Below are 24,886 nucleotides of genomic sequence, written 5' to 3' on the forward strand. Positions count from 1 at the left end.
CTGTTCGAGGTGATGTGACATGAGGACGTTCGTGCTCGCGGGCGGCTGCTTCTGGTGCCTGGATGCGGTCTACCGCACGCTGAGCGGGGTGGCGGACGTGGTGTCCGGTTACACCGGCGGCGAAACCGCCGATCCGACCTACGAGCAGGTGTGCACCGGAGGCACCGGGCACGCGGAAGCGGTCGCGGTGACCTTCGATCCGGAGGTCATCCCGGCGGAGGTGGTGCTCGACGTCTTCTTCACCCTGCACGACCCGAGGCAGCTCAACCGCCAGGGCGCCGACGTCGGCACGCAGTACCGCTCGGCGATGTTCTACGCGGACGAAGACCAGCGCGCCGAGTTCGAAGCGGCCGTCAAACGCGCCGCCGGGTGGTGGGACGGAGAGATCGTCACCACGCTGGAGCCGCTGGGCCCCTTCTACCGGGCCGAGGAATACCACCAGGACTTCTTCGCCAAGAACCCTGGTCAGGGCTACTGCCTGGCCGTCGCGCTCCCCAAGGTCAACAAGGTGCGCAAGTCCTTCGCGCAGTACGTGAGGTAGGGACCGTTTCGGACGGGGGAACGTATTCCGGTCTTCTCGCGCCCAGGGAAGGACGGCGAGTGATCACGGCGGGCACGGTTCGTGCCCGCCGTCGGTGTGGCCTTCGGCGCGCTCGAAGGGATCGAGATCGCGTCCGGCCGGGAGATGCCCGTGCAACTGCCGGAAACCGCCCCCTCACCTCCCGGCTACTGCGTCTACGACCAGCGGTCGGTCACGGTGTGCGTGGGCTCGTCCCTGCTCGGCCTCGACCCGGGCAGCGGCGCGGTGCTGTGGGCGGTCTCGAACGATCCGAAGCGGGAATCGCCGCGGCTCACCGGCGCCTGGCACGGCCTGGTGTACGGCGAAACCGCGCCGGCGAGCCCGTCGCCCTCGATGCCCGTACCGGCAAGGACGCCCAGACCCCGCCCGGGGGCGGCACCCTAGTGGACCGACGGGCGCTACGCCGTGACCGCCAAGGAGATCGTCGCCGTCACGCGCTGAGCCCGCTCCACCCGGTTGCCGCCGTGAGGGGTCCCCTCACGGTCGATACGGCTGTGAGGGGACCCCTCACGGCCTTTTCACTGGCGTATGAAGGTGATCTCCACCGAAGCCAGGAACGGCTCGACGTTGACGCAGCGCCATCCGACGGGCTCGATCGCGTCGACCATGCGGGAGATCTCGGCCCGGATCTTGCGCATGGACACGCGGGCGCGAGGGTCGATGTCCAGCACGGCTTCGAACATCGAATCGCCTCGGGCGAAGGCGCTCTTGGCGTCCCGGACGAGTTTCTGCATGGCCAGTGCGTGCCTGATTCCCACGTCCCACCCCCGGGGTCGATGTGCGCTCCGCCGTCGCGGCGAAGGCGTCATCTGTCCATGAGACAACCGGTGAGGGGGAAACGTCGCCTGGTTGGCCGGAAACTGTCAGGCATGGCTTCGCGGCGGCACGTTCAGGATTCGAGCAGGCGCGCGAGCTTGGCCATCGACATGGACCAGCCGATTTCATTGTCCTCAACGGACAGTCCGGGGGGTAGATCGTCGTGCCGTCCGGTGACGATGGTGCCGCCCTCCTCACCGTCGGCGAGGGAGTAGGTGATCGTCATCTCGCCCTGGAGGGCGGGGTCGGCGGTCTCGAACTCGACGGTCTGGACCACCTCGGTGTCGGGAACCAGCCTGGAAAACCGGCCGTGGAAGGTGTCGGTCCGCGCGTCCGTCTTGCCCGCCGTGGTGGGCAGGTCATAGGTCAGGGAGATGCGGAATTCGCCGCCCTGGCGCGGATCGAACGCGTGGATGCGGCTCGTCATGCCCTCCGGGACCATCCATTGCCGGACCGCTTCCGCGTCGAGCAGCGCCCGGTAGACCGCCGAACGGGAGGCCCGGATGTGCCTGATCAGCTTCGTGGTGCCCATCCCGGGAAGCGTATCTCCCTTGGGTGGGCCGCGTCACGAGCGGCGTCCTTCGCCGTCGAACGGAAAAACCGTGGTGGTCGCGATCGCCCGAGCCGACGGTCGCGACCACCACGGTGGACCCAAACGAGATGTTCGGGTGCCTGCGGTGATCCTCAGTGGATCACTTGACGGCGATCTTCTGGCCGACCAGGATCAGGTCGGCGTTCGGGATCGCGTTCAGCTTCTGGAGCGTGGCCCAGCCGCCCGGCACGTTGAACTTGCGGGCGATCCCGGACAGCGTGTCACCGGCGACCACGGTGTAGGTGCCGGTCGCGTTCGAGGCCGGGGCCTTGGCAGCCGGGGCCTTGGCGGCGGGGGCCGGGGCGGGGGCGTCGGTCACCTTGGCGGTCAGGGTGGTGTTGCCGCTCGGGCCGAAGTTGGCGAACTTGGCCGGGCCGGGGCCGGTCTTGCACTCCCACGGACGCGAACCCTGCTTGGCGTAGATGCGGTCCGCGACGATCTGCTGCTGCCACGGGGCGGCCTTGTCGGCGGTCGGGGCGAACTGCCCGCCACCGTTGGCGAGCCAGGTGCCGGTCACGATCTGGAACAGGCCGGCGGGGCGACCGGCGCGCTGACCAGCGGCGGTGTTGTTGACGGCGGCCGGGTTGCCGCCGCTTTCGCAAGCGATGAGACCGGCCTGCCCGGGGAAGGCGTTGGCGGTTCCGGCTCCGGCGATGCCGATCCCCCCGACGGCGGCGCCTGCGAGAGCAGCACTGACGCCGGTCCGCTTGAGGATGGTCTTCGTCTTGCTGGGCTTGCTGTGACGTCCCACTTGCGCGGGGTTCCTTTCCTTCACACCGCCCACGTCACGGCGCGCGGCATCGCAACGGCAAAATAAGCCGCAGCGAATCGGGAAATCCGCGCCAGTGGCGTTTCGGGTGGCTTCGTGGCCGCTGATCCTCGGGGTCGATCGCAGGTCACCGCCAAAGCAATTTCAGGTTACGAATGAGAAACGGCGAGTGTCACTAGGTAAGTGACCAGGGGCACAGTTTAAATGTTTGAGTAATGGGTTGTGTGCGTATTGTTTTGATCGTTGATCATGCGTTCGAAAATAGATCATGGCTTAGCGGAAGGGATTTCTGGGGTCGCGAGGGGCTCTCCGGGAGGCTCGGGAGCTCGCTGGTGAATTTCGTGCCCGAAGAAGGAGTACAACTGTTAATCACGAGCAAGGGTCACGACGTGTCTACGATCTTGATCCGGCTCTCGACCGTAGGTGGCGGGCGGAACGCGAGCAGTGTCCGCGCGGCGTCCTGGCGGGATCGAATATGGGGGATGGCAGGCGGGGCGGCCGTGTTCGGAGGGTGCAACTCCGGTCACCATGGGGTCCCTTGCGGCCGGGTCATCGGGGTGCGGCCGGGCGAACGCCGCCGTCTTGGCAAATCGCTAGAACACGTTCTAGTCTCTGGGGTATGACTACGGAGACTCCGGCGGCCGTCGCGGTTTCGGATGTGACCGGCTGGTCCGACGAGGTGGACGTGCTGGTCGTCGGTGCCGGCATGGCAGGTGTCAGCGTCGCCATCGAGGCCGCGACCTCCGGCGCGCGGGTGCTGGTCATCGACCGGGGCGGCAGGCTCACCTGCACCAGCGCCATGGCGGGCGGGCACTTCTACCTCGGCGGTGGCACCCCCGTCCAGCGGGCGGCCGGATTCGACGACACGCCCGAGGAGATGGCGAAGTTCCTCCGCGCGATGTCGCCGGAGTGCGATCCGGAGAAGATCCGGCGCTACTGCGAGGGAAGCGTTGAGCATTTCGCATGGCTGGAGTCGCTCGGTTTCGAGTTCGAGCGCTCGTTCTATCCCGGCAAGGCCGTGGTGCAGCCCGGCACCGAGGGCGTGATGTTCACCGGCAACGAGAAGGTCTGGCCGTTCAGGGAGCTGGCCGTGCCGGCACCGCGCGGGCACAAGCCGCCGGTGGAAGGCGACCTCGGCGGTGCCTCCCTGGTCGTGGGGCTGGCACTGGACCGGCTGGAGCGGCTCGGGGTCGAGGTGCGCTACGAGACCGGCGCCACCGCCCTGATCGTGGACCGGGGCGGGATCGCCGGTGCCACGTGGAAGCGGTTCGGTGAGACCGGTGCCGTCCGCGCCGGTGCCGTCGTCCTGGCCGCGGGCGGTTTCGTCATGAACGCCGACATGGTCTCGGCCTATGCGCCCCGGCTCAACGCGCTGGTCGCGCGCGGGATGGCGCTGGGCAACACCCACGACGACGGGCTCGGCATCCGCCTCGGCGAGTCGGTCGGGGGAGTGGCCGACCACATGGAGGGCGCCTTCTTCACCTCACCGTTCTATCCGCCCGAGGACACCCTGAAGGGGATCGTCGTCAACAAGGAAGGACGCCGGTTCGTCAGCGAGGACTCGTACCACGCCCGGACCGCCTCCGCCGTCTTCGAACAGCCCGGCCAGACGGCCTACCTGATCCTCGATTCGGAGACCATGGTCAAGCCCGCCTACGGGTTCCAGCCGCTCATCGACGGGTGGGAGACGGTGGAGGAGATGGAGGAGGGCCTCGGCGTCCCCGCCGGCTCCCTCGCCAAGACCCTCTCCGCGTACAACACCGCCGCCGCGGCGGGCGAGGACCCCGAGTTCCACAAGGCGCCCGAGTATGTCGTGCCCCTCGACAAGCCGCCGTACGGGGCCTACGACCTCACGCCCGGCAAGTGCTTCTACGCCGGTTTCAGCTGTGGCGGCCTGCGTGTCGACCCGGACGGCAGGCTGCTGTCGAAGGACGGCGAGGCCATCCCCGGGGTGTACGCGGCGGGCGCCTGCGCGTCCAACATCGCCGTCGACGGCAGCGGCTACGCCTCGGGAACGCAGCTCGGCGAGGCTTCCTTCTTCGGAAGACTGGCCGGGCGCCACGCCGCGGCCCACGCGCGGCGGGGCTGATCACGCGAGGCTCTAGCCGAGGGCGGTGAGATAGCGGCGGGTGATCACGTCCTGCGCCCAGTGGCCCAGTGGCCCAGCGAGCCGGGCCAGCAGCCCGGCAGGACGGGAGAACGCGCGGATCGCGAACCTCACGCGGCCGTCGACGCCGCGTTCCAGGAGGAAGGCCTCCTCGCCGCACTCCGGATGGCCGGGGAGCGTGCCGTAGACGAATCCGCGGCGATCCGGTTCGTCGATGACGGAGATCACCCGGCAGGGCGCCTTGACCCCGAGCAGGCCGAGGACGACCACTGCTCCCGGACGCACCTCGGGATCGGAGGCGGCGACGCGCAGGCCCGCCCGTCGCTGTACCCGCCAATGCGCGAGATCGTGGGCCGCGGCGGTGAAGTCGGCGTTCCGGGGAAGGGTCCGGGTGCGGTGGAGCGCCCGGTAACCGCGCGGAGGATCGTGTTCGGAGGCGCCCACCTCCGGATAGGTCAGTTGTCGCGCACGGAGTCGCGCGACCTGGCCTGGCGGGAGCAACCGGACGCCCATACCGCTATCGTGCCAGCCCGAAGCCCGCCGCAGCGCCGGACGCGGCCGGAGCTGATCTTGGGCCGGGCGGGGGAACCGATCGCCGCGACGAACGGTCCAAGGACCGACGAGCTCGTGCGAAAGGAACCAAGACATGCGCTTCAGGAGGACGTTCACCATCGGCGCCCTCTGCCTGCCACTGCTGGCGACCCTCGCGTGCGGAGGTTCCACCGGCGGCGCCGGCGGGCCGCAATCGTCCACAGGGGCCGGAACGAGCAAGGCGGCACCTGTGGTCCCCGCCGACGTCGCCGCTCCCGGGACGAAGGTGAAACTGGGCGAGCGCGCGGTGATCCCGTGGCAGGACGGCTCTGTGGCGATCACGGTGACCTCGGTCGAGCCCGGCGACGTCGCCGGTTTCCGCCAGAAGTTCGGTGAGAACGCCGAGGGCCTGCAGCCCTACTACGTCCGCTTCACCATGGAGAACGTGGGCGGAACCGACCTGTCCGGCAAGAACCCGCCCCTGGTGCGCGCCGCACTGGCCGACGGCTCGGGCACCGGAACGTTCATCACGGGCTCCGTCGACGCCTGCGAGTCGAAGTTGACCCCGAGCACGTTCACCACGGTGGGAGCGAAGTTCGACACCTGCGTCCTCGACGCCGCCGACAACGAAGACAAGGTCGCGGGAGCCCGCTACGGCAGCGGCCAGTACGACGACAAGCCGCTGCTCTGGACCCGCTGAAGCCGATGTCCGGGACGCGCGACGAGGTGTTGATCGAACCGGTGACCGAAGTACAGCGGCACGAGCTTGCCGAGCTGTACGGGGCGGTGGGCTGGACGGCTTACACGAAGACGCCGGAACTACTGCTCGCCGCGATCGAAGGATCGTCCTTCGTGGTCACCGCCCGGTGCGGCGGACGACTGGTCGGCCTCGCCCGCGCCCTGTCCGACGACGCGACCATCTGCTACCTGCAGGATGTGCTCGTGCACCCCGCAAAACAGCGGAGCGGCGTGGGACGTGCTCTGGTCGGGGCGGTCCTTCAGCGCTACCGCGCCGTGCGGCAGAAGGTCCTGCTCACCGACGACGAGGCCGGTCAGCGCGCGTTCTACGAGAGCCTGGGCTTCGCCGAGATCCGGGACCACGGAGAGGGGAGCCTGCGAGCCTTCGTCCGGTTCGGCTCGTGACCGTGAGGCTCCAGTGCGGGAACAGGGGACTTTCGGCTCTTCGCCCCGCGTGTGCCGGGTTGTTGGGTTGAAGGACCGAACGACCTCGAACAAGGGAGGTGGCCGGATGCCTCCGCACTGTGACTCGACGAACGGGCCCGTCGTCACCGCCGCCCGGGCCGCCCTGGCGACCGAGGACGTCGACCTGGTGCTTCCGTTCGTTCCCGCCGGCGCCGAGGAGGAGGTGCGTCACGCCTTCAACCGGGTGCTTCCGGTGCGTGCCCTGGGCCAGGCCGCCGGTGAGCTGGCCGAGCGATGGTTCGACGAAACCGTGGTTCGCCTCCACCGCGCCGGGGAGGGCGCCCCGTTCACCGGCCTCAAACCGGCCGGGACGGACGAGGGGCCGGTCCTTCCCCTGGCCGAAAAGGCCGTGGAATCGGGCTCACCGGACCGGGTGCACGCCCTGCTGAGCGAGGAACTGCGGCAGGCGCTGCGGAGCCGCCTGGACCGGGTCCTCAGTACCGCCGCCGAGCGGGACGGGAGCGTGGCGAAGGCCAGGGCGCACGTCGAAGCGACGCTCGGGTTCGAGGTGTTCTGCCACCACCTGCACCAGGCGATCACCTCCGGCTGAGCCCACGGCCGGGTGAACTTCCCGGTCACCGGATCATTCGTTCCCCGCACGGACCCCTCGTTGGCCCGGCGGCATCGTCCGGCCGCCCTTACAGTCCGTGACGTGGAGACGACAGGTGTGGTGGGTGCCGCGGTCACCGCCCGCGGGCTGGGTGTGCGCGGCCCCCGGGGTCCGGTCTTCGAGAACGTGGACCTCGAAATGCCCGCGGGCGGATTCCTGGTCGTGCACGGCCCCGGCGGCTCCGGGCGCACCTCGCTGCTGCTCGCGCTGAGCGGCCGCCTGCGGTTGACGGCCGGGGCCGCCCGGGTGGGCGAGCACCTGCTGCCCGGGCAGGAGCGGCGGGTCCGGCGGCTGGTGGCGGTGGCCAGGGCGGAACCCGCGACCGGGCTGGAGGGGCGGCTGCGGGTGCGGGAACTGATGGCCGAACGCCGCTGGATCGGCCGGGGGGTGACCGCGGAGGCCATCGAGGCGGCCTGCGCGGTGACCGGTATCGACCCGCCCGCGGACGCACTGGTGGAGGAGCTGGACCCGGCCACCGCCACACTGCTGGCGGTGGCCCTCACGGTCGCGGAGCGGCCCGCCGCGGTGGTGGTGGACGACATCGAGCGAGGGTGCACCGCGCCCCAGCGCGAACAGGTGTGGCAGGCACTGGACCGGGTGCGCGCCCGCGGCATCACGGTGCTCGCCGCGGCGACGGATCTCCCGGTCCGTCCCGCCGACCTGGTGCCCGTCGGCCTGCCGAGCCTGTCGGGGGACCGGTTGCCGGAGCCGGAGGAGGACGAGGAGGAGATCGCCCGATGACCGCCCTGGGACTGGCAGTGCTGGAACTGCGCCGTTTCCGGGGGCCGTCGCGCCGGTTCATCCCGCTGCTGCTGTGCCTGGTACCGCTGCTGTGCGGTGCCCTGTACCTCTGGGCGAACTGGGATCCCTACGCCAGGGCGGACCGCATCCCGGTGGCCGTGGTGAACGCCGACCGGCCCGCGTTCACGCAGCAGGGGGAGCGGGTGGACGCGGGCGGGCAGCTGGCCCGGCAGCTCAAGGCCGCGGGCACCTTCGACTGGCACTTCGTTGGGCCCGGCGAGGCGCACGACGGCCTGGCGAGGGGCCGCTACTACTTCACCGTCACCATTCCGGCCGATTTCAGCGCCCGTCTCGCCACCGCGGGCGACCCCGATCCCCAGCGCGCCGGAATCGTCCTGGGACTGAACGACGCGAACAACTACCTCGCGGGAATCATGACCGAGGTCGTGCAGCCGCAACTGCAGGAGCAGATCAACGCCGCGGTGCACGCCTCCTACGTGAAAGCGCTCTACGGAGAGCTTTCCGGGGTCCGAGCCCAGCTGGCCACCGCTTCCGACGGTGCCCGGCACCTGGTGGACGCCACCCGGGTGGCGCAGGAGGGTGCGAAGACCCTCGTGTCGGGCACCGGCGCGCTCCAGCAGGGCGCGGGGCAGGTCGGCGACGGGCTGAAGCAGATCAACCAGGGGGTCGCCGGGCTCGGCGCGCTCACCACCGGACTGACCCGGGCGACCGCCGCGGAGCTGCCCGCAACGGCGGCGACACTGGTCGACGCGGCGAACCTGACCGCACAGGGACTCGCGGCGGTGCGCGCGGGCACCAGCCTGGTCAAGGACGGCACCGCCCGGGCCGTGGCGAACCTGAACCAGCTCGCCGAGGAAGTGCCGGGCCTGCGGGACCACCGGGCGTACCAGGCCGCGCTCGCCGACGCCGAGCAGCTCGACGCGGCCGCGGGACGGATCGACGGTGAGGCCGCCGCGGCCGCGGCGAACGCGCAGGAAGCCCTGCGCCAGGCCCGGCAGATCCAGGCCGGGATCGGCGCGGTGCAGCGGCGGGTGCTGGACACGGCTGCCCCGATCCAGCTCATCGACACCGGGGCGCGCACCGCCACCACCGGCGCGAACACCCTCACCGGCGGGCTGGCCACCCTGCACCAGGGGGCGGGCGCGATGCAGACCGCGGCCGGGCAGGCTCACGACGGCGCCACGGACAACGGGACCGTCGTCACCGACGCGCTTTCGGAGATCCCGCCCACCAGCCCCGAGCAGGTCGCCCATGCCGCCTCGGTGCTCGGTTCCCCGGTCGACATCGGCCGCACCAACCTGAACCCGGCGGGCCCCTACGGCCGGGGCCTGGCGCCGTTCCTCTTCGCGATCGCCCTGTGGATCTTCGGGCTGGTCGCCTGCCTGCTGCTGCGCCCGGTCAACCCCCGCGCGCTCGCCGGGCGCGTGCCCGCGGTCTCGATCGCGGTGGGTGGCTGGCTGCCGGGCGCGATGCTCGGCGTCGTCGCGGCGATGATCCTTTACGCGGTAACCGAGATCGGCCTGGGGCTGCACCCCCGGCACCCCGCGGCGACCGTGCTGCTGCTGGCCGTGGCGGCCGCGGGTTTCGTCGCCGTCGCCCACTTCCTGCGCACCGCACTGGGCGCATTCGGCGACGTGCTTTCCCTGGTCCTGCTCATCGTCCAGCTCACCTCGTGCGGCGGCCTGTACCCGATGCCGACCACCCCGCAGCTGTTCCAGGCGCTCAACCCGCTGCTGCCGATGACCTATCTCGTCGACGGGCTGCGGGTGACCCTCTCCGGCGGTCTGGCCGAGCACCTGGTGCGGGACTTCGTCGTCCTCGGCGCGTACACGGTGCTCTTCCTCGCCGCGACCAGCCTGGTGGTGACGCGGCGACGGCTCTGGCGCACCTCCGGCCTGCACCCCGACGTGCGGCTGTGAGCAGGGGGTGCGGGCCGGAGCCGGGGAACCGCCGAAACGCGCTACTCCTGCGGGAGCGGGATGGCCGGTGCTTCGTCGAGCCCGGGGTGCAGTGGGTCGGTCAGTGACTCGGGGGTGGGCTGGGTGGCGCGGATCCCGGCCATCCCGGCGACGGTGAGCACCGCGGCGGCCAGTGCGGCCACCCCGCACACCACGAACGCCAGCCGGAAGCCGCTGCCGAGTGACGCCATCGCCAGTTCGTGCGCGGCCGAACCGGGCGTCCCCGGCGGCAGGCTGTTCACCGCGATCGGCCCGGCCTGCCGCCCGATCTCCGTCGCCGCGCCCAGCTCCCCGGCGGGCAGCCGGGCGCCGGACAGTGCGGAGCGGAACCGGTCACCGGCGTTGCTCAGCGCCACCGCGCCGACGATCACCGGTCCGAGCGCGAAACCGAGGTCCCGCAACATGTTCGTGGTCGCACTGGCCATGCCCGCCAGGTGCAGCGGCACCGTGTTGAGGGAGACCGCGGTCATCGAGCTGACGGTCAGCGCGAAGCCGATCCCGATCAGCGCAGCCGGTCCGATGACGCCGCCGAGGCCGCTGTCGGCGACATCCAGCCCGGTGGCCAGGAAGCAGCCCGCCGCCATCAGCACCAGGCCGGCGCCGAGCAGCCAGACCGGGCTGACCCGGCCCAGCAGCCTGGACACCACGGGGATCAGCACGAACGCCGGGCCCTGCAGGAAGAGGAACGGCACCGCGACCCGCAGCGGGGCCTGGTGCTGCACCGGGCCGAGCCACATGCTCATCCCGTAGCAGGCGCCGAGGAAGGCGAACATCCCGATCACCGCGACGATCGAGGTCACCGTGAACGCCCGGTTGGCGAACAGGCCCAGGTTGAGGATCGGGGAGGCGGCCCGCCGTTCGACCAGCACGAAGGCGACGAGGAAGACCGCACCGGCCACCAGCGATCCCACGATGTGCGGGCTGCCCCACCCGTCCTCGGGGCCCTGGACGGCGGCGAACAGCATGAGGATGAGGCCGATCGCGAAGGTGATCTGGCCGGGCACGTCGAGCCCACGTCCCTCGGGCGCGGAAGATTCCGCGGACAGGGCGAGCGTCAGGATCGCACTGGCCAGCGCGAGCCCGGCGAGCACCCAGAAGGAGCCCCGCCAGGACCCGATACCGGCGAAGATCCCGCCGAGGACGGGGGAGATCGCGGCACCGGCGGAAAGGAACCCGGCCCACACCGCGATCGAACGGGCGCGCTCGGCCGCGGTGTGGGTGATCGCCGCGACCAGCGCGAGCGAACCCGGGAACATCGCCCCGGCGCCGAGGCCGTTGAGTCCCGCGCCGAGCCACAGCATCTGCACGTCGGGAGCGGTGGCGCAGACGGCTCCGCCGACGACGACGAGGGCGGAGCCGATCGCGACGAGCCTGCGGCGGCCGAAGAGGTCGCCGAGGACGCCGAAGGTGAACTCGAAGACCACCACCGCGATCATGAAGGCGGCGGTGATCCAGGTCAGCTGGGACCCCTGGGTGTGCAGGTCTTCCTGGAACAGGCCGTTGAGCGAGGCGGGGAGTGCGTTGGCGACCTGCGCCACGAGCACCGCGCCGCAGGCGGCAGCCAGCGTGCCCGCGTAGCCCGGAACCCGGGCGGCCCCCGCGGCGGGGCTGGACGGCGTTGTCCCGTTGTCGAGTGTCATTGCTTTCTTCCTGGTTGGGGTTGGGTTACCGGGTAGCGGCGTTTCCGCCGGATGCAGCGAGCGCTGGGGGATGCGTGGCGAGTGCCACCGTGGTGCAGGCAATATCGCAATTCGCTTAACGCCATGTCAAGGAAACTTTCGTTCTGTAAGTTTTACGATCGACGTGTTAATCTCCCGCGCGCCGCCGCTAGGATGGCGGCATGACGAGCCCGCCCGCTGCGGCCGTGTGACCGATGGCAGGTCTGCGCGAAGCCCAGAAGGAGATGACCCGCAGGCGGTTGCTTGCGACGGCGCTGGAACTGTTCGAGGCCAAGGGATACGCAGCGACCACAGTGGACGACATCGCCGCGGCCGCCGGCACCACGAGGGTGACGTTCTACGCGTACTTCCCGTCCCGCAGCGACCTGATGCGCGCGCTGATCGGCGAACTCAACGAGGCGCTCGAACGGATCGTGTCCCCCACGCACGGATCCACCGCGCGAGCCCTCGTCGCCGTCGTCCGCGAAGGCAGCCGCGAGAAGATCGCCGAATGGCTGCATGCCACCGCGAGCCGCTGGGACTCCGTCCGTCCGTACCTCAACGCCGCCTTCGAGGCGGCGGCCCTCGACCCCGAACTGCGCGGACTGGTGGACGCCTGGCTGGAGGAAGCCATCAGCGACATCGAGGAGGGCCTGGCGCAGGCGGGGCGCTTCGAGCCGGAAACCCGCCATTTCCGGGGGGTGCTCGCGATGTCCCAGCTCGACCACGTCGCCCGGAACTGGACCCCGGGCCGCTGGAACGTCGACCGCGAGCAACTGGTGCGGGTTCTCGCCGAGAGCTGGGCGAACCTGCTCACCGACGAGGCGGACCCAAGGCCGTGAGGGGACCCCTCACGGCAGTCGCTCGACAGGGAAGCGAACCGTCACGTGTTGGGGCCAGGGACGTGCCCTCAAGGTGGCCTTGAGGGCGTTGATGACCCTGAAGGCGACCTTCAGGGCATCCGGCCCCGGCCCGAGCGTGGGACACGGGCGCACGAGCGTGGGACTCGCCCGGCGGGACCCGAGCTGACCGGACTTTGCCGGGTCCCTTCCGCTCACGGGAAAGCAGGTCAGGGTCCCGGCAAAAGTCCGGCGCCGTAGGGGGTCCTGCACGGCACAGCGGCTCAGGGGGCCGGGATGGCGAAGGCCTGGCGGATCTCTTCGCACGACTCGCGCAGCGCCGCGGTCATCGCCGCCACCGTGGTGGTGCCCGCGAGGGTGAAGCGCGCGGTGGGCACGGCGATGGTGAGCGCCGCGTGCTGCCCGGCGACGACCCCGACGGAGGCGCCGATCGCGGTCACGCCGGGCTCGCTTTCGTCCTGGTTGAGGCCGAAGTGGTGCCGTCGCACCGCGCGCAGTTCGCGGTGCAGGCCCGCCAGGTCCTTGATCTTCTCGCCCGGCCACGGCGCGAGCCCGCCCGCGTGCAGCGCGTCGACCTCGGTGGCGGGGAGGTCGGCGAGCATCGCCTTGCCGCCGGAGGTGCAGTAGGCGGGCATCCGTGCGCCCGTGCGCAGGCCGACGCGCAGGGGCTGGCCGCTTTCGATCCCGTCCGCGAAGCGCACTTCGGACCCGGTCCGCACCATCAGGTGCACCGTCTCGCCCACCTGGCTGAAGAGCCGCTCCAGGTAGGGGCGGATCAGCTCGGGCAGCCGGGGTTCCCGGCCCGGACCGGCCAGCCGCAGGCACTGCGGTCCCGGACGGTACAGCCTGTTCTCGGCCTGCACGGCGAAGCCGCGATGGCAGAGCGTGGACAGCAGGCGGTGTGCGGTGGACGGGGCGACGCCCAGTTCGCGGCCCGCGTCGGTCACGCTCAGCTCGCCCCGCTCGCCCAGCAGGGTCAGCAACACCAGTGCGCGGTCCACGGCCTCGATCCGATACGGGTCCTTTTTCTGCTCCACAGAAAAATGGTACGCATCCTTTGCCGTAGGCGGAACAGCGGGCCTATCGTCCCGGGAAGCCACAGCATCGCTTCGAGGAGGAGGCCCAGGTGGATCAGGTGATCATCGCCGGCGGCGGTATCGGCGGTCTCGGTGCCGCGCTGATGCTGGCCCGCCAGGGAGTCGCGGTTCGGCTGCTGGAGCGCGCACCCGCGTTCGGTGAGGTGGGCGCTGGCCTGCAGCTCGGCCCCAACATCACCCGCATGCTCGACGAAGCCGGAGTGCTCGAAAAGATCCTTCCGCTGTCGGTCCAGCCGCGGCGGCTGGTGTTCCTCAACGCCGCCAGTGGTGAGGAACTGACCCATCTCGACCTCGCCGACGTGCGGGAGCGCTACGGCGCCCCCTACATCGTCCTGCACCGCAGCGATCTGCTGCAGGCACTGCTCGACGCCGCGCGGGCCGAACCGGCCATCACCCTGCACACCGGCCACCAGGTGACCGGCGTGCAGGACCAGGGCGACCACGTCGTGGTGCGCTGCGCGAACGGCGCCGAGTACACCGGCCAACTGCTGATCGGCGCGGACGGGCTGAACTCGGTGGTGCGCAAGGAGATCGTGGACGACGAGCCGATCTGCTCCGGTTACGTCGCCTACCGCGGCACGATGCCGATCTCCGACGCCGGGCCGCGCGCCGCGCTCGACGACGTGGTGGTCTGGATGGGGCCGGGCCTGCACCTGGTGCAGTACCCGGTCCGGGCCGGGAAGCTCTACAACCAGGTGGCGGTGTTCCGCAGCCGGGAATACCTCGAGGGCAAACAGGACTGGGGCACGCCGGAGGAACTCGACCGCACCTACTCGGGGATGTGCGAGGCGGTGCGCACCGCCATCCCGTCGCTCCAGCGCAACCACCGGTGGCCGATGTACGACCGGGAGCCGGTGCGGAACTGGAGCAAGGGCCGCATCACGCTGCTGGGCGACGCCGCGCACCCGATGCTGCAGTACCTGGCGCAGGGTGCCGGGCAGGCGCTGCTCGACGGCGCCGCGCTCGCCGCCACCCTGCCCCCGCTCGGGGGCGCCCCCTGGGGTGGTGACGCACTGGCCTCCGCGCTCGGCGGGTACCAGGACCTCCGCGTCGGCTTCGCCGGTCGCGTGCAGTCGACGGCCCGGGTGTGGGGCGACATCTGGCACGTGGACGAGCCGGTGCCGACCCTGCTGCGCGACGAGGTCTTCCGCAGCCGCGACATCCGCGACTACCACCTGGTCGACTGGCTCTACGGCACCGGTGCCGCCGTGCCCGCTCCCGCCGCCGTCTGAGAAGGGAAGAGACCATGACCGGACCGGAAGTCCCCCTCGACCACGCCACGGTGGCCAACGCGATGGCCGGGGAGGAGGGACCCGAGCTCTCCCGGCTGTACCAGGACTTCGAAAGTGAACACCTCATTCCACTGTGGACACAGCTGGGCGATCTGATGCCGATGACCCCGCGGCCCGCCGCGGTGGCGCACGTGTGGCGGTGGTCCACGCTCTACCCGCTGGCCCGCCGTGCCGGTGAGCTGGTCCCGGTCGGGCGCGGGGGAGAGCGCCGCGCGATCGCGCTGGCCAATCCCGGCCTGCCCGGCCGTCCCTACGCCAGCCCGACCCTGTGGGCCGCGATCCAGTACCTCGGACCCAAGGAGACCGCGCCCGAACACCGGCATTCGCAGAACGCCTTCCGGTTCGTGCTGGAGGGCGAGGGCGTGTGGACGGTCGTCGACGGCGACCCGGTGCGCATGTCCCGCGGCGACTTCCTGCTCACGCCCGGCTGGCGTTTCCACGGCCACCACAACGAAACCGACCGGCCGATGGCGTGGCTGGACGGGCTGGACATCCCGTTCTCCCACTACACCGACGCCGGGTTCTTCGAATTCGGTGCCGACCGGGTCACCGACTACGCGACCCCGAACCTCTCGCGCAGCGAACGGCTGTGGGCACACCCGGGCCTGCGGCCGTTGTCCGGCCTGCGCGACACCGCGTCGTCCCCCATCGCGGCCTATCGCTGGGAACACACGGATGCCGCCCTGACCGAGCAGCTCCTGCTGGAGGACGAGGGCCAGCCCGCCACGGTCGAGCAGGGGCACGCCGCGGTGCGCTACGTCAACCCGACCACGGGCGGCGACGTCATGCCCACCCTGCGCGCGGAGTTCCACCGCCTGCGCGAAGGAACCGAAATCCCGGCGCGCCGGGAAGTCGGTTCGAGTGTCTTCCAGGTGTTCGAAGGCCGGGGCGAGGTGGTGCTCGACGGCACCGTGCACCGGCTTTGCCAGGGCGACCTGTTCGTGGTGCCCTCCTGGGTTTCCTGGTCTCTGCGGGCGGAGGAGCGTTTCGACCTGTTCCGCTTCTCCGACGCCCCGATCATGGAGCGCCTGCGCTTCGACCGCGTCCATTTCGAAGGAGAACGACGATGAAACTGGCGACCATCCGGCTGAACGGGAGGACCGCCGCGGTCCGGGTCGAGGGCGACTCCGCCATCGAGACCGGTTTCGCCGACGTCGGCGAGCTGCTGCGTGCGGGCGGTCTGGAGGCGGCCGCCTCGGCGGAGGGCCCCCGGCATTCCTTCCCGGACGCGGATCTCGCCCCGGTGGTGCCGTCCCCGGGCAAGATCGTGTGCGTGGGGCTCAACTACCGCAACCACATCCTGGAGATGGGTCGCGAGCTGCCCGAATACCCGACTCTGTTCACGAAGTTCCCGGAAGCGCTGATCGGGCCCCGCGACGACATCCTGCTTCCGCCGGAATCGGACCAGGTGGACTGGGAGGGCGAACTTGCCGTCGTGGTCGGAAAGACCGTGCGCCGGGTGTCTATTGAGGACGCTCCCGCGGCGATCGCCGGGTACTCCGTGCTCAACGACGTGACCATGCGCGACCACCAGTACCGCACCACGCAATGGTTTCAGGGCAAGAGCTGGGAGAACAGCACCCCGTTCGGCCCGGTGCTGGTCACCCCCGACGAGGTCCCCGGCGACGCGCAGCTCGTCACGCGGCTGGATGGTGAGGAGGTGCAGCACACCCCGATCGGCGATCTCGTGTTCGGCCCGGCCGAGCTGATCTCCTACCTCTCCACGATCTTCACGCTCCGGCCGGGTGACGTGATCGCCACGGGGACGCCCGGTGGCGTCGGCCACGCCCGGAAACCGGCGCGGTACCTGCGGGCGGGGCGCAAGCTCACCACGACCATCGACGGCATCGGTGAGCTGAGCAACGTGGCCGTTGACGAACGGGTGCGGTGAGGATGACCCCGGAGGAGCAGGCGCTGCGGGAGCGGCAGGGCCCCGGCGCCCGGTACGACTCGCCGGACGCCCCGGCCAGGGAACTGGCCTGGGCGCGGCGGGGCACCGCCTACTTCGCCCGCAAGCTCAACGAACTGTCCGACACCGGGTTGGACGGGCCCAGTCTGCTGCCCGGCTGGTCCCGTCGGCACGTGATCGCGCACGTGGGCTACAACGCGCGGGCGCTCACCCGGCTGCTCACCTGGGCCAGGACGGGGGAGGAGACGCCGATGTACGCCTCTCCCCAGCAGCGCGACACCGAGATCGGGCTGGGGGCGTCGCTCCCGGCCCGTGCGCTGCGGCACCTGTTCGCCCACTCGGAAACGCACCTGAACACGGAGTGGCGAGATCTGCCGGGCCCCGCCTGGGACGCCGAGGTCCGTACGGCCCAGGGCAGGCTGGTCCCGGCGCGGGAGACGGCCTGGATGCGCACGCGGGAGGTGTGGGTGCACGCGCTCGATCTGGACAACGGGGCGAGCACCCGCGACTTCCCGCCGGACCTGCTCGACGAACTGGCCGCCGACGTGCTGCGCGCCTGGCAGCGGCGGAAGGAGCAGGTGCGCCTCACCCTCGCGCCCACGGGCCGTGACCCGCTGGTGCTGGGCGAGGACGGCGGGCCCACCGTGTCCGGTGCGATGCCCGATCTCGTCCGCTGGCTCATCGGCCGCGGCGCGCGCGGTCTCGAATCCGACAGCGGTGACGTACCCGGCATCCCGCGCTGGTTCTGAGCCGCGCCCCGGGTGCCGCGTTTTTCCGTGGAAGTGCGACACCCGGGAAGAGCGGGCGGCCTCAGGCGAGGACCGCCACGCAGCCCCCGCCCACGGCGAAACTGTCACCACAGGGGGGTCACTGACTCCGATGGCGCGGACGGACCGTCCACACCGCGAGTCCAGCCACGAGAAAACACGCTCCGCCGAGCAATAACACGCCGTCGAGGCTGAGGGCGTCGACGATCACGCCGCCTGCCAGTGCACCAAGGCCGATTGCCAGGTTGAACACGGACACCCACAGGGCTGAGGCGGATTCGACGGCCTGCGGTGCGGCTTTGATCATCCACGTCTGCAGGCTCACGGACACTCCGCCGTACGCGAGGCCCCAGGCGATCAGCAGCGTGATACCGCCCACCGCCGACAGGCCCGCCAGAGGGAACAGCAGCAGCACCGTCGCCAAGGCGCCGACGATGACGAGCGCCGTTCGGTGGAGTTTGCGCGCGACTGCCGCGCCGGCAAGGAAGTTGCCTGCCATGCCGGCCAGGCCGAACCCGAACAGCAGTGGCCCGACAAGCTTGTCATCGATGCCGGACAGATTGTGGAGTACCGGACTCACGAACGTGTAAGCGGCGAAGTGACCGGTCACGATGAGGAAGGTCGCGAGGATACCGACGCGCACACCTCGGTTGCGGAACTGGTCGATCAGGTGCCGGGGCTCGACCGGCTCAGACGCGGTCAACGGTGGCAGCATGCCGAGCAAGGTGATCAGCACGACCAGCGCGAGACCGCTGAGTGTCGCGAACGCGACGCGCCATCCGGCGAGATCACCGAGAAGCGTGCCGATCGGCACGCCGAACACGTTCGCGGCCCCGACGCCGCCGAAAATGACTGCGGTGGCCCTCGGCACCCGGTCGGCGGCCACCAGCCGGACAGCCAGGCCGCCGGCCACGGCCCAGAACCCACCGATCGCCACCCCGACAAGGGCGCGAGACGCCATGAGCACGCCGAAGTTCGGCGCGAGGCCGGAGACCACGTTGGCCAGGGTCATCAAACCCATCAGCCCGACGAGCAACCACCGCCGGTCCATCCTGTCCACCAGGACGGGGAGCACCGGAGCCGCCAGCCCGGCAACGATGCTGGTCACGGTCACCATCAAGCCGGTTGTGCCCGCCGAGACCGACAATGCCGCTCCGACGCGGGTCAACAGCCCGACCGGCAGTTGTTCGGCGGTCACCAACAGAAATGTCCCGAATGCCACCACGAAGACCGCGGGCCATCGGTCTGTTTGGCACGTCCGCGTCTTGGTTGGCGGGTCTGTCGTCGCCATCGTTGATCTCCTTCCAATATGGGAACGATCGCTCCCATATGTCGGGCGACCCTAGTACGGGAGCGATCGCTCCACAATCTTGGTAGGCTGTGGGGCATGCCACGACCACGCGAGTTCGACGAGCAGGAGGTGGTGGCCCGGGCGACGGATCTGTTCCGGCACTTCGGCTATCACGCCACCTCGGTCCGTGACCTTGGCAGCGCGCTCGCGCTCACCCCCAGCAGCCTCTATCGCACCTTCGGCGACAAGCACACGCTGTTCCTTCGCGCGCTCGACCACTACCGCGCGACCGACTCCGCCGAAGCCGAGGCTCGCCTGAGCGGCACCGGCCCCTGTCGGGACATACTGCGAGCGTGGTTGCTGTGGCTGGTCAGCGGCGACAACGGCGGCGACGGCGGCGAGCACACCAGCCTGGGCTGCTTCGTGGTCAACACGACGACCGAACTCGGCGCCGCGGACCCAGAGGTGCGGCGGCGAACGGAGGCCGCGTTCGAGGTCACCCGCCAGGCCATCGCCGCCGTGCTGCACCGCGGCTGCCGAAACGGCGAACTTTCCGCCGATCTTGACGTCGGCGCGGCCGTGGAACTGCTGTTCACCACCGTCCTGGGGCTGCGTGTACGCGAACGTGCCTGCCACGATCCCGCGGGGTTGGTCAGCACCATCGACTTCGCGATCCGCGCACTCGGTCCAGCCCCCGGCCAGGACGGCTCAGCGGACCGCGCAGGCGGATGATCGCGCCGCGAGCGTGACGGGAAACAGGGGCTACCCGCCGTCCTCGACCAGGGAGCTGATCGTCTGGAGCAGTTCCGCGCTGTTTTCAAGCCCGCCGAGGATGATCACCTTCAGACTCGCCCGCTCTTCGTCGTACGCCGTTTGGATGCGCAGGTTCTCCCCGTCCTGGCGGTGGTGCGCCGTCGCCGCCATCAGCAGGGTGCTCAGCCGGTCGGTGGTCTCGCGGCTGATCGCGTCGATCTGCACGATGACCGAGGCCTCCGCGTGCCGGGTCCGCCGCACCGGGGCGGGCGCCTCGGTGCCGGTGAACGCTTCGAGGTCCTCACGCCGGATCCGGTACTGCTTGCCGATCCGGGTCGCCTTCAGCTTCCCGTCCCGCACGTAGCCGCGCACGGTTCGCACGTGCAGGTCGAGCAGTTCGGCGACCTGCTCCACGGAGTAGTACTGCTGGGACACTTCGCGCTCACTTCGGTTGGCTGGTCAGGAATTCGAGTTCGTCCGGCTGGGCCGGGACGAAATGCCCGACCCCGGGGAGCAGTCGTACGATCGCGTGCGGCACGGCCGTTTCGAGTCGTCGCTTCGTCTCGGCGGAATCGAACAGGACGTCCTGCTGTCCGACGATGACCTGAACCGGCACGGCCAGCTTCCGCAACGCGTCGTCGCCGAAGACGGGCAGTGGATCCCGGCGGTACCGGTAGTGCCGCGACACCAGCATTACCCATTCCATCGCCTGCTCCGCCACCTCACAGTCCATTGTGGACAGTGCGGGGCCGAGTGTCCCGGAGGCGCTGCGGCGCCGTCCCCACTCGCCGAGCGCGCTCAGCAGCAGCGCCCTGAACACGACGCTCAGCTTCTGCCGTCCGATGCCCCCCGGGCAGGACAGTGCCAGCCGTGCCACGCGCTCCGGGCGCCGGATGGTGTAGTCCAGGGCCAGCCAGCCCCCGAGGGAGATGCCCATGAATCCGGCGCGCTCCACGCCGAGGAAGTCCAGCACGGCATCCAGCCACGCCGCGTACCGGCCGGAGTCCAGCGGTGGCCGGGACGCGGCGCTGAGCCCCGGCTCACCGATCATGTCGACGGCGTAGACCCGGAACTCTCGCGCGAGCTCGGGGATCCGGCCCATCCAGACCATCGAGTTGCTGCCGGAACCGTGCAGCAGCACCAGTGGGGGCGCGGCCGCGTCCCCGGCGGCGAGGACGAAGGTTTCGCCCTCCGGGGTCGGTATCCGGAGTTCCTCGTGCTCCACAGGCCAGCCTGCCAGCGCGGCCAGGTAGTACTCGCGGACCGCCCGGGCTCCGGCTTCGGTTCGGTAGATCGAGACCTTTTCAGTCATGAAACTACCGTAACACTCCCTATCATTCCCTGACAAACGGAGTTAAGGGAAGGTTGAGTGCGTTAGTTGGTGTTATGCCCCCTGGTTCCGCTGGTGCCGTGCGGTGTTGAGGGTTTCGAGCAGCCGCAGCCACGCCTCGCTCACGGTCGGGTAGCTGGGCACGGCATGCCACAGCGCCGCGACCGGGATCCGGCCCACGATGGCCACCGTCGCCGAGTGCACGAGTTCGGCGATCCCCGCGCCGACGAAGGTCGCCCCGACGATCGTGTCGCTTTCCTTGTCGAGGACCAGTTTCGCCCGGCCCCGGTAGTCCTCACGCAACACGTACGTGCCCGCGAGACCGGCCAGGTCGTATTCGACGGTCTCCACCTCGATCCCGGCCGCCCGCGCCCTGCGCTCGGTCAAACCGGCCGAGCCGACCTCCGGATCGGTGAAGGTCACCTGGGGCACCGCCCGGTGCCCGGGCTCCGCCGACACCTCCGGCTTCCGCCCCCTGGCCCGCGCCGCGATCGCCTCCCCGGCCACCCGCGCCTGGTACTTGCCCATGTGGGTGAGCAGCGCCCGCCCGCAGACGTCCCCGATCGCGTACAGCCACTCGCCGTCGACACCGCGTACGGCCTGGAACTCGTCGACCTCCAGGAACCCGCCGCCGGGCACGCCGACGCTGTCCAGGCCGAGATCACCGGTGTTGGGCACCCGTCCCGCGGCCACCACGATCTCGTCCGCCGCGACCACCGTTCCGTCGTCCAGCCGGACCGTGACCTCGCCCCCGTGCGTCCATCCCTTGCCGGTGTCACGGGGGTTTTCGCGGTCCACCCGCGCGATGGTCCGGCCCGGGCACAGGCGCACCCCGTCCCGCCGCAACCGCTCCGCCACCAACTCGCCGGCGAACGGCTCCTGACCTGGCAGCAGTCCCTCGCCCCGGTACACCAGCGTCAGTTCGGCCACGCCCAGCCCCCGCAGCCAGGTCGCCGCCTCGCAGGCGACCACACCGCCGCCGAGGATCACCACCCTGGCGGGCACCTCGTGCAGGTTCGTGACGTCCTGCGAGGTCCACGGCAGGGCCTCGGCCAGCCCGGGCACGGGCGGGACGGCGGGCGCCGAGCCGGTGTCGACGACGACCGCCTCCCGCGCCGTCAGCCGCCTGACCGAACCGTCGGGCCGCGTCACGGTCACCGCGCGGGGCCCGGTCAGCCTGCCGTAGCCCCGGACCACGTCGATACCGGCGCCCAGTGCCCACTTGATCTGCGATGCGTCGTCGAGATGGTTGACGATCGTGTCCCGGCGGGCCAGCACGGCGGCGACGTCCATCCGGGCCGAGACACCGGGCAGATCCCGCGCGGAGGCGGCCACCTCGACCGGCCGCAGCAGCCCCTTGCTGGGCATACAGGCCCAGTACGAACACTCCCCGCCCAGCAGGCCGGCCTCGACCAGCACCGCGTCCAGACCCGAGAACTGCGTCGCGTACAGGGCCGCGTTCTCGCCCGCGGCGGCGCCGCCGAGCACGATCACGTCCCACTCGTCCCGATCCGGATCCACTGCCGCTGTTTCACTCATGCCGCGATCCTGCCGGAAACCGGGCCGGCGGGGGATCCGTCGAACGACTGCCGTTGTCAGCCCGGCAGGTCGATCCGGAGCGACACGCCGCCGCGGAGGTCGAGCCACGCCGCGTCCGGGCCGCGGTTGAACCGGAGCACCACCGACTCGCAGCCGGGGCACCGCGCGACCAGACCCGGTGCGTGGCCGTACACGCGCAGTCCGGCCACCGGGCCGGTTCTGCCGCAGGAGGCGCACCGGGTGACCGCGGTGGTGACGTCGACCGCGAAGATCTCCGCCAGCGGCCCGGCCAGCGCGTTGCCGTCGAGAATCGCCTCGGGATGGTCAGCCATGTCAGCCTCCGCTGGGTCCGAACCGCTCGGTCTTGATCCGGTGGGGATCGTGGTCCAGTGCCGCCAGGATGTCCGCCACCGTCTCCACGAACCCGGTCGGTCCGCAGACGAAACAGGCGGGGGCGAAGTCCGCGGGCCAGCCGCCCGTGTTCACGTCCGCGACACCGATCCGCCGCGGCGGCCGCGGCCAGCCCTCCGGGGTCCGCCGCGTGTAGACGTAGCCGACGTCCACCCCCGGTTCCGGCCGGGCCAGTTCGTCGACGTAGTAGCGCTGTTCGGGCCCGCGCACGGAGTAGATCACCCGGAACGGCACGCGGCTGCCCGCCGTCCGCCGGGCCCGCAGCATCGCCATCAGGGGGACGATGCCCGACCCGGCCCCGATCAGCAGCACCGGTGAGGGGTCCGAGGTCCGCCAGACGAACCAGCCGCCCACCGGGCCCCTGAGCTCCACCGGGTCGCCGGGGGAGAGCCCTTCGGTCAGGTACGGGGACACCTCGCCGTCCGGCACCTTCTGCACCGTGAGCACGACCCGGTCGCCGTCGGCGGGCGCGGCCAGCGAATAGCTGCGCTGCGCCTGGTAGCCGTCTTCGGCGGTCAGCCGCACGTCCACGTGCTGCCCGGCGAGATGCCCGGGCCAGCCGGGCACGTCGAACACCAGCGTGCGCGCGCCGGGGGCCTCGTCGATCGTCTCGGCGAGCGTGGCCACCCGCCAGACCGGGCCGCCGCTCAGTCGCCCTGGTACCGCTGCTCGCGCCATGGGTCTCCGTAGTCGTGGTAGCCGAGTGTCTCCCAGAAACCGGGCTCGTCGTCGAGGAGCAGTTCGATACCGCTCACCCATTTCGCCGACTTCCAGAAGTACAAGTGCGGCACGAGCAGGCGGGCCGGGCCGCCGTGCTCGGCGGGCAGGTCCTCGCCGTCGTAGCGGTAGGCCAGCCAGGCCTGGCCGTCGAGGAGGTCTTCGAGCGGGAGATTCGTGGTGTAGCCGCCGTGGGAGTGGACCATCGCGAAGTCGGCCGCCGTGTCGACGCCGGACATCAGCGTGTCCAGGGAGACTCCCCGCCAGCGCGTGCCCAGCTTGGACCACCGGGTCACGCAGTGTATGTCCGCCGTCACCGATTCGGCAGGCAGATTCAGCATTTCGCGCCACGACCACCGGTGCACGCGCCCGGCCTCGGTGGTGATGGTGAACTCCCACGTGTCCAGCGGCACCCGGGGGGTGGGCCCCGCGGACAGCACGGGGAAGTCTTCGGTCAGGTACTGCCCCGGCGGTAGCTCCACGGCCGGTCTCGGACGGCCGTGGAATCCGGGCGACACGATCGGCACCCGCTACTCCTCTCCCGGCACGGCGGCTGCCTGCCTGGTGTGAACGTACCCCGGTGAACCCGCCGGGACGAGCGGTCGCCCCACCTTGCCCGACGACGGGGCCTTCGGGCCAGCCTCCGCCACCACAACCAGTCGAACGACCGATGCCCGTCTCCCCGCGCCTCTACCTCCACGCGCTGGGGCGCTGAACTGCCGGGCTTCCGGGTGGCGCCGCACCGCAAGGCTGAGAAGTTCTGTGAGGGCGGCCATATTGTCCTTTGAGGACACTGGGCGGGTATTCACTGGATGAGTGTTCAAGCAGGGGAAGGGTTTCGAGTGTTGGCTCACTAAACAGGTATCACGGAGTCCTCTTTTGTTAGCTTCGAGGCGTGCAGTTGAACCGGGCCACCGACATCGCCTTGCGGGTGCTCATGCTGACCGCCGCGCATCAGGAGCGGCAGACGGTCGACGAGCTGGCCGAGGCGCTTTCCGTGCCACGCAACCACATGGCGAAGGTGGTGCAGCGGTTGCAGCGACTGGGACTGCTCAGCACCACGCGAGGCCGTGCCGGTGGCGTGGACCTCGCGGAAGGGGCGGTCGAAACGACCGTCGGCGCCGTGGTTCGCGCGTTGGAAGGCGAGCAGGAGGTGGTCGACTGCGACGACCCGCCCTGCCCGCTGCGCGGCGCCTGCCGGTTGCGGGGTGCGCTTCACCGGGCGCACTCGGCGTTTCTCGCTTCGCTCGACGAAGTGCGGCTCGCGGATCTGGTGCGGCCGCCGGGTGGTCCGGTGCCGCTCACGCTCGGCCTGAAACGGCCGTGAAAACAGA

28 protein-coding genes are annotated in these 24,886 nt (G+C 70.6%); 15 read left to right on the forward strand and 13 right to left on the reverse strand.

The window, feature by feature from the left end; translation table 11 throughout:
- Positions 1 to 19: 19 nt before the first annotated feature.
- Complete coding sequence (msrA, locus tag ORV05_RS11915; RefSeq protein ID WP_268758531.1) at positions 20 to 541, forward strand: peptide-methionine (S)-S-oxide reductase MsrA; 522 nt, start codon at positions 20 to 22, stop codon at positions 539 to 541.
- Between the two features lie 81 nt (positions 542 to 622).
- Positions 623 to 964, forward strand: coding sequence for a hypothetical protein (locus tag ORV05_RS11920; protein ID WP_268758532.1), 342 nt, complete (start codon positions 623 to 625; stop codon positions 962 to 964).
- A gap of 134 nt (positions 965 to 1,098) precedes the next feature.
- Here ORV05_RS11920 and ORV05_RS11925 read toward each other — a convergent pair whose 3' ends face one another.
- The 3 genes from ORV05_RS11925 to ORV05_RS11935 form a co-directional block, all read right to left on the reverse strand.
- Positions 1,099 to 1,338 (reverse strand): hypothetical protein, encoded by a 240-nt coding sequence (locus tag ORV05_RS11925; RefSeq protein WP_268758533.1) that lies wholly within the window; start codon positions 1,336 to 1,338, stop codon positions 1,099 to 1,101.
- Between the two features lie 131 nt (positions 1,339 to 1,469).
- Complete coding sequence (locus tag ORV05_RS11930; RefSeq protein WP_268758534.1) at positions 1,470 to 1,928, reverse strand: SRPBCC family protein; 459 nt, start codon at positions 1,926 to 1,928, stop codon at positions 1,470 to 1,472.
- A 160-nt stretch (positions 1,929 to 2,088) separates the two neighbouring features.
- A complete protein-coding gene (locus tag ORV05_RS11935; protein WP_268758535.1) occupies positions 2,089 to 2,739 on the reverse strand; it encodes a LysM peptidoglycan-binding domain-containing protein in 651 nt (216 codons plus the stop codon).
- A gap of 637 nt (positions 2,740 to 3,376) precedes the next feature.
- Between ORV05_RS11935 and ORV05_RS11940 the strand changes: the two genes are divergently transcribed.
- The gene (locus ORV05_RS11940) at positions 3,377 to 4,846 is read left to right on the forward strand and encodes an FAD-binding protein (RefSeq protein WP_268758536.1); all 1,470 of its coding nucleotides are present in this window, start codon (positions 3,377 to 3,379) and stop codon (positions 4,844 to 4,846) included.
- Positions 4,847 to 4,858: 12 nt separating this feature from the next.
- Here ORV05_RS11940 and ORV05_RS11945 read toward each other — a convergent pair whose 3' ends face one another.
- Positions 4,859 to 5,377 carry a DUF1990 family protein gene (locus tag ORV05_RS11945; RefSeq protein WP_268758537.1) on the reverse strand — a complete coding sequence of 173 codons (519 nt, stop codon included), beginning with the start codon at positions 5,375 to 5,377 and terminating at the stop codon, positions 4,859 to 4,861.
- 133 nt (positions 5,378 to 5,510) lie between these two features.
- Here ORV05_RS11945 and ORV05_RS11950 point away from each other — a divergent pair, with 133 nt between their 5' ends.
- The 5 genes from ORV05_RS11950 (at position 5,511) to ORV05_RS11970 (ending at position 9,889) form a co-directional block, all read left to right on the forward strand.
- On the forward strand, positions 5,511 to 6,095 hold the full coding sequence (locus ORV05_RS11950; RefSeq protein ID WP_268758538.1) for a hypothetical protein: 585 nt from the start codon (positions 5,511 to 5,513) through the stop codon (positions 6,093 to 6,095).
- 5 nt (positions 6,096 to 6,100) lie between these two features.
- Positions 6,101 to 6,538, forward strand: a complete 438-nt coding sequence (locus tag ORV05_RS11955; RefSeq protein ID WP_268758539.1) for a GNAT family N-acetyltransferase — start codon at positions 6,101 to 6,103, stop codon at positions 6,536 to 6,538.
- A gap of 106 nt (positions 6,539 to 6,644) precedes the next feature.
- On the forward strand, positions 6,645 to 7,148 hold the full coding sequence (locus ORV05_RS11960) for a DUF6448 family protein (RefSeq protein WP_268758540.1): 504 nt from the start codon (positions 6,645 to 6,647) through the stop codon (positions 7,146 to 7,148).
- 102 nt (positions 7,149 to 7,250) lie between these two features.
- Positions 7,251 to 7,949: an ATP-binding cassette domain-containing protein gene (locus ORV05_RS11965; RefSeq protein WP_268758541.1), complete on the forward strand. Its 699-nt coding sequence runs from the start codon at positions 7,251 to 7,253 to the stop codon at positions 7,947 to 7,949.
- Positions 7,946 to 9,889, forward strand: a complete 1,944-nt coding sequence (locus ORV05_RS11970; protein WP_268758542.1) for a YhgE/Pip domain-containing protein — start codon at positions 7,946 to 7,948, stop codon at positions 9,887 to 9,889. The genes ORV05_RS11965 and ORV05_RS11970 overlap by 4 nt, the downstream gene beginning before the upstream one ends.
- A 41-nt stretch (positions 9,890 to 9,930) precedes the next feature.
- Here ORV05_RS11970 and ORV05_RS11975 read toward each other — a convergent pair whose 3' ends face one another.
- Positions 9,931 to 11,568 carry an MFS transporter gene (locus ORV05_RS11975; RefSeq protein ID WP_268758543.1) on the reverse strand — a complete coding sequence of 546 codons (1,638 nt, stop codon included), beginning with the start codon at positions 11,566 to 11,568 and terminating at the stop codon, positions 9,931 to 9,933.
- A gap of 233 nt (positions 11,569 to 11,801) precedes the next feature.
- Between ORV05_RS11975 and ORV05_RS11980 the strand changes: the two genes are divergently transcribed.
- A complete protein-coding gene (locus tag ORV05_RS11980; protein ID WP_268758544.1) occupies positions 11,802 to 12,428 on the forward strand; it encodes a TetR/AcrR family transcriptional regulator in 627 nt (208 codons plus the stop codon).
- Positions 12,429 to 12,709: 281 nt separating this feature from the next.
- Here the strand turns inward: ORV05_RS11980 and ORV05_RS11985 are convergent, their stop codons facing one another.
- Positions 12,710 to 13,483 (reverse strand): IclR family transcriptional regulator, encoded by a 774-nt coding sequence (locus ORV05_RS11985; protein ID WP_268758545.1) that lies wholly within the window; start codon positions 13,481 to 13,483, stop codon positions 12,710 to 12,712.
- 89 nt (positions 13,484 to 13,572) lie between these two features.
- On the opposite strand from ORV05_RS11985, the gene ORV05_RS11990 reads away from it, so the two are divergent.
- From ORV05_RS11990 to ORV05_RS12005, 4 genes are read left to right on the forward strand one after another with little or no spacing between them, the layout of a single operon-like run.
- Complete coding sequence (locus tag ORV05_RS11990) at positions 13,573 to 14,775, forward strand: FAD-dependent monooxygenase (RefSeq protein ID WP_268758546.1); 1,203 nt, start codon at positions 13,573 to 13,575, stop codon at positions 14,773 to 14,775.
- 14 nt (positions 14,776 to 14,789) lie between these two features.
- Entirely contained in the window at positions 14,790 to 15,905 is a 1,116-nt protein-coding gene (locus ORV05_RS11995; RefSeq protein ID WP_407652745.1) for a cupin domain-containing protein, read from the forward strand.
- Complete coding sequence (locus tag ORV05_RS12000) at positions 15,902 to 16,726, forward strand: fumarylacetoacetate hydrolase family protein (protein WP_268758547.1); 825 nt, start codon at positions 15,902 to 15,904, stop codon at positions 16,724 to 16,726. The genes ORV05_RS11995 and ORV05_RS12000 overlap by 4 nt, the downstream gene beginning before the upstream one ends.
- A gap of 2 nt (positions 16,727 to 16,728) precedes the next feature.
- Positions 16,729 to 17,493 (forward strand): maleylpyruvate isomerase family mycothiol-dependent enzyme, encoded by a 765-nt coding sequence (locus ORV05_RS12005; RefSeq protein WP_268758548.1) that lies wholly within the window; start codon positions 16,729 to 16,731, stop codon positions 17,491 to 17,493.
- A 118-nt stretch (positions 17,494 to 17,611) separates the two neighbouring features.
- On the opposite strand, the gene ORV05_RS12010 is transcribed toward ORV05_RS12005, so the two are convergent.
- Positions 17,612 to 18,802, reverse strand: coding sequence for an MFS transporter (locus ORV05_RS12010; protein ID WP_268758549.1), 1,191 nt, complete (start codon positions 18,800 to 18,802; stop codon positions 17,612 to 17,614).
- Positions 18,803 to 18,898: 96 nt separating this feature from the next.
- Between ORV05_RS12010 and ORV05_RS12015 the strand changes: the two genes are divergently transcribed.
- Positions 18,899 to 19,534, forward strand: coding sequence for a TetR/AcrR family transcriptional regulator (locus tag ORV05_RS12015; protein WP_268758550.1), 636 nt, complete (start codon positions 18,899 to 18,901; stop codon positions 19,532 to 19,534).
- A 30-nt stretch (positions 19,535 to 19,564) separates the two neighbouring features.
- On the opposite strand, the gene ORV05_RS12020 is transcribed toward ORV05_RS12015, so the two are convergent.
- The 6 genes from ORV05_RS12020 to ORV05_RS12045 form a co-directional block, all read right to left on the reverse strand.
- On the reverse strand, positions 19,565 to 19,990 hold the full coding sequence (locus ORV05_RS12020; protein WP_268758551.1) for a helix-turn-helix domain-containing protein: 426 nt from the start codon (positions 19,988 to 19,990) through the stop codon (positions 19,565 to 19,567).
- A 7-nt stretch (positions 19,991 to 19,997) separates the two neighbouring features.
- Positions 19,998 to 20,867, reverse strand: a complete 870-nt coding sequence (locus tag ORV05_RS12025) for an alpha/beta fold hydrolase (protein ID WP_268758552.1) — start codon at positions 20,865 to 20,867, stop codon at positions 19,998 to 20,000.
- A gap of 72 nt (positions 20,868 to 20,939) precedes the next feature.
- Positions 20,940 to 22,424, reverse strand: a complete 1,485-nt coding sequence (locus ORV05_RS12030) for a dihydrolipoyl dehydrogenase family protein (protein WP_268758553.1) — start codon at positions 22,422 to 22,424, stop codon at positions 20,940 to 20,942.
- Between the two features lie 56 nt (positions 22,425 to 22,480).
- Entirely contained in the window at positions 22,481 to 22,756 is a 276-nt protein-coding gene (locus ORV05_RS12035; protein WP_268758554.1) for a DUF6510 family protein, read from the reverse strand.
- A 1-nt stretch (position 22,757) separates the two neighbouring features.
- The gene (locus ORV05_RS12040) at positions 22,758 to 23,513 is read right to left on the reverse strand and encodes a ferredoxin reductase (RefSeq protein WP_268758555.1); all 756 of its coding nucleotides are present in this window, start codon (positions 23,511 to 23,513) and stop codon (positions 22,758 to 22,760) included.
- Positions 23,483 to 24,079, reverse strand: coding sequence for a sulfite oxidase-like oxidoreductase (locus ORV05_RS12045; protein ID WP_268758556.1), 597 nt, complete (start codon positions 24,077 to 24,079; stop codon positions 23,483 to 23,485). The genes ORV05_RS12040 and ORV05_RS12045 overlap by 31 nt, the downstream gene beginning before the upstream one ends.
- A 368-nt stretch (positions 24,080 to 24,447) precedes the next feature.
- On the opposite strand from ORV05_RS12045, the gene ORV05_RS12050 reads away from it, so the two are divergent.
- Entirely contained in the window at positions 24,448 to 24,879 is a 432-nt protein-coding gene (locus tag ORV05_RS12050) for an RrF2 family transcriptional regulator (protein WP_144588526.1), read from the forward strand.
- Positions 24,880 to 24,886: the final 7 nt, after the last annotated feature.

The organism is Amycolatopsis cynarae, from assembly GCF_026802195.1.
GTDB classification, from domain to species: Bacteria; Actinomycetota; Actinomycetes; order Mycobacteriales; family Pseudonocardiaceae; genus Amycolatopsis_E; species Amycolatopsis_E rhizosphaerae.

Excerpts from the sequence above, each read along its gene's own strand:
- ORV05_RS11960 (WP_268758540.1), top strand. The coding sequence starts at position 6,645 with ATGCCTCCGCACTGTGACTCGACGAACGGGCCCGTCGTCACCGCCGCC.
- ORV05_RS12000 (WP_268758547.1), top strand. The coding sequence starts at position 15,902 with ATGAAACTGGCGACCATCCGGCTGAACGGGAGGACCGCCGCGGTCCGG.
- ORV05_RS12035 (WP_268758554.1), bottom strand. The coding sequence starts at position 22,756 with ATGGCTGACCATCCCGAGGCGATTCTCGACGGCAACGCGCTGGCCGGG.
- ORV05_RS12030 (WP_268758553.1), bottom strand. The coding sequence starts at position 22,424 with ATGAGTGAAACAGCGGCAGTGGATCCGGATCGGGACGAGTGGGACGTG.
- ORV05_RS11955 (WP_268758539.1), top strand. The coding sequence starts at position 6,101 with ATGTCCGGGACGCGCGACGAGGTGTTGATCGAACCGGTGACCGAAGTA.
- ORV05_RS11980 (WP_268758544.1), top strand. The coding sequence starts at position 11,802 with ATGGCAGGTCTGCGCGAAGCCCAGAAGGAGATGACCCGCAGGCGGTTG.
- ORV05_RS11995 (WP_407652745.1), top strand. The coding sequence starts at position 14,790 with ATGACCGGACCGGAAGTCCCCCTCGACCACGCCACGGTGGCCAACGCG.
- ORV05_RS11930 (WP_268758534.1), bottom strand. The coding sequence starts at position 1,928 with ATGGGCACCACGAAGCTGATCAGGCACATCCGGGCCTCCCGTTCGGCG.
- ORV05_RS11945 (WP_268758537.1), bottom strand. The coding sequence starts at position 5,377 with ATGGGCGTCCGGTTGCTCCCGCCAGGCCAGGTCGCGCGACTCCGTGCG.
- ORV05_RS12040 (WP_268758555.1), bottom strand. The coding sequence starts at position 23,513 with ATGGCGCGAGCAGCGGTACCAGGGCGACTGAGCGGCGGCCCGGTCTGG.
- ORV05_RS12015 (WP_268758550.1), top strand. The coding sequence starts at position 18,899 with ATGCCACGACCACGCGAGTTCGACGAGCAGGAGGTGGTGGCCCGGGCG.
- ORV05_RS12005 (WP_268758548.1), top strand. The coding sequence starts at position 16,729 with ATGACCCCGGAGGAGCAGGCGCTGCGGGAGCGGCAGGGCCCCGGCGCC.
- ORV05_RS12025 (WP_268758552.1), bottom strand. The coding sequence starts at position 20,867 with ATGACTGAAAAGGTCTCGATCTACCGAACCGAAGCCGGAGCCCGGGCG.
- msrA (WP_268758531.1), top strand. The coding sequence starts at position 20 with ATGAGGACGTTCGTGCTCGCGGGCGGCTGCTTCTGGTGCCTGGATGCG.
- ORV05_RS12010 (WP_268758549.1), bottom strand. The coding sequence starts at position 18,802 with ATGGCGACGACAGACCCGCCAACCAAGACGCGGACGTGCCAAACAGAC.
- ORV05_RS11970 (WP_268758542.1), top strand. The coding sequence starts at position 7,946 with ATGACCGCCCTGGGACTGGCAGTGCTGGAACTGCGCCGTTTCCGGGGG.
- ORV05_RS11975 (WP_268758543.1), bottom strand. The coding sequence starts at position 11,568 with ATGACACTCGACAACGGGACAACGCCGTCCAGCCCCGCCGCGGGGGCC.
- ORV05_RS11950 (WP_268758538.1), top strand. The coding sequence starts at position 5,511 with ATGCGCTTCAGGAGGACGTTCACCATCGGCGCCCTCTGCCTGCCACTG.
- ORV05_RS11940 (WP_268758536.1), top strand. The coding sequence starts at position 3,377 with ATGACTACGGAGACTCCGGCGGCCGTCGCGGTTTCGGATGTGACCGGC.